This window comes from Arthrobacter sp. SPT-J7, from assembly GCF_059089965.1.
Genome location: NZ_JBNHFF010000359.1, coordinates 1 through 2,293, shown reverse-complemented (window position 1 = coordinate 2,293; position 2,293 = coordinate 1). Strand labels below are relative to the sequence as shown.

Here is a 2,293-nt window from a genome sequence, read left to right as displayed (position 1 = left end):
ATCGCCGTTCCCGGCGGATTCAGACCCGAATCCCGGCCCCTCCAACCACCCCAGAGGCGCGTAAAACGCACCAGATCCTGGCGTATGTTCGAAGGGGTTTTGGCCGCTGTTTTCTCTGCTTCAGCAGCAGCGACTCAGAAAACAATACACCCCATCCGGCCACCCCGCAAATCACCCCCACACCCCGCCCCACACCCCCACCCGGCAACCCGCCCGGCGCCCCACAAACCCCGCCACCACACCGAACCGCCACCCCGACACCACACCCCAGCACAGCCCGAAACCGCCACCCCGGCCCCAAGCCGAACTGTGCAGCCGCTCACAAAAAGCCGGCAACAGACCCGCAAAGCGGAACGCTGAGCCCGGGAGACCCGGCCACCAAAGAGCCGACGCCACGCATGAGAAGTCCCGGCCCCGATAGAGGACAACTTCCCCGAGCCGGCATCGCTAACGTCAGCGGGCGCGGTAGCCGACCTCGTCCAGGACACGAGCAATCAGCAGTCCCGGCCAGCAAGGTCCACTAAGACGCGGCAGGTCAGCCGCCTCCGGGTGAACTGCCTTCTGCAGGCTGCGACACGGACCCCTGCACCAGCTTCATAGACACGAGCTCGGTGAATGGCTGTGTCAAGTACTCCTGGCCCCGGAGGGACGGTCATGCTTGGCCCCAGACCTGCACTTTCGTGCCACTCAAAAGTTTCGTAGGACGAACATTCCAGCCGCCTGAAGGCTTTGGTCTCCATCGGGTTCTAAAGGGAAGTTTTGGATGCCTATTCGGGACACCCGTTTCGGGATCGTAGAGCGCCCTACGACCACACTTCCGGGGTCTGACTCCGCGTAGGGTAGCTATCTAAATGGCTTTTGGACCCTAGGCTGAAGCGATGGTGGATTGGGAGTCGTCCGGTCGACAGAGCGACCTTCAATTGTGGCGCGTAATGTTCTCGATTCACGTAACGCTTTTGCTGCTGGCAATCGTTGGCGTGCTTCTCGTCATCTATGGGGCCGATGCCAACACAAGCGTGTGGGTGTTTGTTCCGAGCATTGCCGTGCTGCTCCTGGTGATAATCATGCTGCCGTTCACGTACAAGAAGTGGCGTGAGCTCCGGCCAAACCAGAAGGCATAAGCGTGCGTCACATCCCCGTTAGGCTCTCCGAACCGGTCGCCGCGCAACGCCTCGCAGTCTTGGACCGCTTAGGAGCTTGGTGGGCGATGGTGGGGGCGAGACGGTAGGAGTCGGTTCCGGTTTCGATGATGGTGCCGTTGAAGGTCCGGCGGTCCACGATCGCGGCGCACAAGCCTGGGTCGGTGAAGGTTTTGGTCCAGCCGGAGAACGACTCGTTGCTTGCGATCGCGATGGAGTTCTTCTCCTCGCGTTCAGTGAGGACCTGGAAAAGCAGCTCCGCGCCTCGCCGGTCCAATTCCATGTAACCAGCCCATCGATACACAGCAAGTCCACCCGCCCGTAGCGGGCGATGGTCTTGGCCAGCATTCTGTCGTCGGCGGCTTCGACGAGTTCGTTCACGAGCCGGGTCGCCAGCGTGTATTTGACCCGATAGCCCTTCTCCGCCGTTGCCGTGCCGAGCCCGATGAGCAGGTGCGATTTCCCGGTCCCGGAGTCTCCGATAAGGCACAGGGGCGCTCCTTTGCGGATCCAGTCTCCGGTGGCCAGAGTATGGATGGTGGCGAAGTTGATGTTCGGGTTCGCATCGAAGCCGAAATCTTCTAGCCACTTGTCCCGAGGAAAGTTCCGCGGCTTTGACGCGGCGGATTGAGGAGCGCCGGTCCCTGTCATCGCACTCGGCCAACAACAGCTCGGCCAGGAATCCTTGATAGGAGAGTTGTTCCTTCCCGGCAACGGTGAGAGCTTCATCGACCTCGGTGATCCGGAGGCGATACTCCTCGCCAAGTTGGTCTCCGGGCTGGACCGTCACGGTTGCCAAGCCCACCCCTCAACTCCGTTTGTCACGCACACATACGGGGTTGACCATACATCGGGCCCCACACCCTGGCGGGCGCTGGCACGAAGCGCTCCCGTCCGGCCGTCGGAACAGAGGTGAAGACAGTGTAGGTTGCGGTTGGAAGCACCACTTCCGGGCCCGCTGCAGCCGGCGTACCGGAACCAGGGGCAGTTCGTGGGCTGGGGGCACGGATGTCTTTGGGGACTTCCCGCCAACGACGCCCAGCAAGCGCGGGTGTAGTGTTTTGGTGGTTAAACGGGGAAGGCCCCGCCGTCGTTGGCGGGGCCTTCCCTGTGTAAAGAATGTCCGGCGGTGACCTACTCTCCCACACCCTCCC

Annotated in this window: 1 protein-coding gene and 1 pseudogene; one reads left to right on the top strand and one right to left on the bottom strand. The window is 62.1% G+C overall.

All coding sequences use genetic code 11. From position 1 onward, the window contains the following. Nucleotides 1-932: 932 nt before the first annotated feature. Nucleotides 933-1,121: a hypothetical protein gene (locus tag AC5RWX_RS32620; protein WP_494100309.1), complete on the top strand. Its 189-nt coding sequence runs from the start codon at nt 933-935 to the stop codon at nt 1,119-1,121. A 7-nt stretch (nt 1,122-1,128) separates the two neighbouring features. On the opposite strand, the pseudogene istB reads toward AC5RWX_RS32620, so the two are convergent. Further along, a pseudogene (gene istB / locus AC5RWX_RS32615) lies at nt 1,129-1,872 on the bottom strand (IS21-like element helper ATPase IstB); the annotation flags it as partial. Nucleotides 1,873-2,293 lie beyond the last annotated feature (421 nt).